Source organism: Candidatus Neomarinimicrobiota bacterium, assembly GCA_041862535.1.
Lineage (GTDB): Bacteria > Fidelibacterota > Marinisomatia > SCGC-AAA003-L08 > TS1B11.
On sequence record JBGVTM010000083.1, the window covers coordinates 1 to 3698 of the forward strand.

Consider the following 3698-nt stretch of genomic DNA (forward strand, 5'->3'; position numbering starts at 1 on the left):
AGTACCCAAAACCCGACTTCGGGAAGTTTAAGCACATATAGGATCATTGCAAGGGCGGTGATGCTCAAGAACCATTTCCCGGTTAGATTGGACTGAAATACTTCATTCCGGCGGCTCATAAGATAGGTGACGATATTGGAAAGGGCAATGTCCCGTACGCCCAACAAAAGAAAGAAAAAGATGGGGAACCGGCGCTCAGGATCGAAAATCAAGAAGATCATCACGGCCATCATGAGGAATTTGTCAGCAATGGGATCCAGCATTTTCCCCACGTTAGTAACCTCATGGGCCAGGCGCGCTATAAAACCATCGAGGAAATCTGACAATACCGCCAGAGCAATCATGGCCATGACTGCTACCATACGGTCAGTTTCCAGGGCCCAAACCAGCGGTATGGAAAGAATGACCCGAAAAAAACTAAGAGCGTTACTAAATGTGAAGATGCGCTCCGCTGACTCGCTCATACACAGCCCCATCATCTAGATGGATGATCGTGTCACAGAAAAGGGTCAGAAAATTACGGTCTTGGGAAATCAATACCAACGGCTTTGCTCTTATGTCCTTGACGGCTTGTACAAGGAACTCGGCCACAGCTTTGATGGGCAGGCCATAGGTGGGTTCATCCAGGATCACCACGTCATAATCCCCAGCCAGTAAAGCTGCAACGATAACCGGCCGACAGCCAATGCCAGCATCCAGGTCTGACAATGCCCGGTACCAGGACGACTCCCGCAGCCACTGTTCAAGACGTTCCGCCATTACTCCACTGAGACGACCCTGACTGACAAAGCGTTGAATAGTATCGTGGACGGTAAAGCCGTGCGTAAGAGTTTCCGCGTGTTGTACCAGGTACCCCAGGCGCGGGGATTCCACACCTGGCAGGATCACGGCTACGCGTCCCGAATGAGACGCTATTCCAGTGAGACAATCAGCAAGAGTGGATTTCCCCGATCCGTTGTCCCCAAAGATGCCCAGACACCGAACGTGGTCTAGGATGAGATGAGGTATCTGAAGTGCGAAGCCGGACTCATCATAGCGCTTCTCGACATCCTCAACCACCAGTCGCCACGAGGGGATAGTTGCCTGCCAATCAGCAAAAAGGGGAGCCCACCGGGTAATCGGTACCGTCTCCAGTCGCTCCCCATTCAACCGCCATACCGATCGTGTCTCTGCTCCCCCCCAGCCGTTATGATGGGTCACCTCCAACATCCGCTTGCCGCACGTTTTAAGGTGATCATGCATAAGCTCCAGGTTTCGGGTACTGACAAAATCGAAGCAATGCTGGCCGATGAGGAAATCATGGGATTGCTGAAGAGCCGCTGTGATAGCCAGTAATTGCTGTTCGCCACCCGACAGAGTGGTTGGTTTCTGATATATGTGGTTTTGGAAAGGGCTATTCTGGATAATTTCAATAATTTTCGCATTCAGCAGACTGCCGGTGATGCCCTGGTTTTCCAGATCGAAGGCTGTCTCGCGGCGGACCGTGTCGGTTACCAGATAGTCAGCTACATTAGGCGGAAAGACCAGACAGCTCCGTCCCTGGCGTTCGACGGCCGCCTGCAACTTTGCAGGCAAGTCGGCGCAATCCGGAATGAGATGATAGATCCCCGGTGGGAGGTCCCTGAGGAGGTGGCTAGCTGCCAAGGATAGCCTGTAAGATACGGGCAGTGGCCCCGAGATTGTCCTCGATGACTTTCAGTGCCGCTTCCCCGGCTTTCAACCGCGTGCTCTCATCACCCAGAAAGGTGGTCAGCTGCTGTCGGAACTCTTCGGTGGAGGTCACGGACACACCGCCACCACATTCGATCAGCTGTTCAGCCTCATGGCTCCGGCTGTATCGGGGCCCAAAGATAACCGGGATACCGGCGATGGCTGCCTCCATCACATTATGTACGTTGCTGCCAAACCCACCGCCTACATAGGCCAGGATACCCCTGCCATAGAGTTCCGCCAGGTAGCCTACACCATCGACAATCAACACCTGGCATTCCCGGAAACGGCCCAGACGGCGGCTGAAACGCTCCCAGCTCACCCCAGCTGCCGATAGCCGGGTACCGATAGCCTCGATCACCTCAGGCTCAGGCTCGTGGGGAGCCCAGAGAACCCGCACGCTAGCGTCTTTGCGCAGGACTTCCATAAGTGGCGGACCAATTACTTCCTCATCTTCCTTATGCAGGCTACCCAGGATCACCACGCGCTCTTTGCCGTTGCGGCGGCCCGACCACTCTTGTCGGTTACGCTCTTTGACTCGATCGTACCGTGGATTCCCCAGATTCCTCACCTCCGTTTTGGCCTTCGCTCCTAGTAGGGCCCTCACCCGGCGGTGATCAGCCTCCGATACCGTATAGATATGGCCGATAGACCCATAGATATGCTTATAAAAGTTGCTAAGGATAGGCCATTGCTTGCTGCTACCGGGTACAATCCGGGCCGCGAAGAGGGTGGTTGGTATTTTCGCCTTCTGACAGGCCCAAATAAGGTTCGGCCAGATATCATAGCTGGTAAATACCACCTTTTGAGGTTTCAAAACCCGCAGCAACTGCCGCATAATCCAGAGGAAATCAAGGGGTAGATAAAATTTTAAGTCCACTGCATCGTGGTCGAAGTGCTCGTACCCGGAGGGAGAAAAGAAGCTGACCACAATAATACTCTCCGGGACTACTTCCCGCAGACTATCGATTACCGGACGGGTTTGCTCATATTCACCAAGTGATGCTACGTGAAACCAGTAGAGCGGACCGAAGCGATCATAGATGTCATCGCGAAATTTGACCACCCGATGGAGTGTCCGGCGCCGACCTCGTAAACCACGACGAACTTTACGATTCATAGGCACCATGGCATGCGCTACCACGGCCATTAAGGGTACCATCAACAAATTATAGAGTAGCTGCCAGATCCAGTACATCAGGCTGGCCCGATCAAACTGAGTATGCTCTCGGCAACTTGATCCACCGTAATGCCTGTCAGGCAGTGCTGCTCTCGTCGGTAGCACCGCCGCCGCCCGTTCTGGCTGCAGGGCCGGCACCACAATGCCACTTCATGGACAACGGTTTGAGGATGGTGGGCCCGGGCGCCAGTCTCACGGGAAGTGGGCCCCAGGATCATCACCGCCGGTACTCCCAGAGCCTCGCCGGCATGAACCAGGCCAGTATCCGACCCGATGACCAGGCGGCTATTTGAGAGGATGGCCAGGGCATCTTCCAGGGTTGTCCGCCCCTTGAGGTTCACGACCATCTCTGTAGATAGGGAAGCCGCAATTTGGTCGCAAATAGAATCCTGCGGACCGCCCAAGAGTACCAGCTGTGAGTAGCTGCCAGCCAGCCGCTGGCCGAAAAGTTCGATGTAGCGTTCTATAAGCCACGATTTCTGAGGCCAAGCCGCCCCGGGTATACAGGCCAGATATCCGTGGTTCAACCCGAATCGTTTGCACGTTTCACGGGCGGTGTCGGCAGGAACTGCCATACGGGGGCTGCGTTCTGCTTCGGGCACGGAAAGCCCGGCATATCGTAGGTACTCCCCTACCACTGAAAAGTCCGGGGCAAAGCGGTTGAGCCACAGATAGAAAAGTAGCCAACGCTTAAGGCGAGGCTTCCGGTAGACCCGCAATTGGGCCGTCCGGAAATACTGGCGAACAATTTTGCTGCGTAAGGAATTGTGCAGATCCAGGACCAGATCGTACTGCTCTTTGGCCAGTC

4 protein-coding genes are annotated in these 3698 nt (G+C 54.6%); all 4 read right to left on the reverse strand.

The features are described 5' to 3' along the window. Window positions 1-464 (reverse strand): CDP-alcohol phosphatidyltransferase family protein (locus ACETWG_03310; protein MFB0515614.1); only part of this gene is annotated, 464 nt, incomplete at its 3' end. Continuing rightward, entirely contained in the window at window positions 430-1575 is a 1146-nt protein-coding gene (locus ACETWG_03315) for an ATP-binding cassette domain-containing protein (protein ID MFB0515615.1), read from the reverse strand. The genes ACETWG_03310 and ACETWG_03315, both read right to left, overlap by 35 nt. Before the next feature lie 58 nt (window positions 1576-1633). Next, window positions 1634-2908 (reverse strand): 3-deoxy-D-manno-octulosonic acid transferase, encoded by a 1275-nt coding sequence (locus tag ACETWG_03320; GenBank protein ID MFB0515616.1) that lies wholly within the window; start codon window positions 2906-2908, stop codon window positions 1634-1636. Continuing rightward, window positions 2908-3698, reverse strand: a 791-nt coding sequence (locus tag ACETWG_03325) for a glycosyltransferase family 9 protein (GenBank protein ID MFB0515617.1), incomplete at its 5' end; no start/stop codon positions are given. The genes ACETWG_03320 and ACETWG_03325, both read right to left, overlap by 1 nt.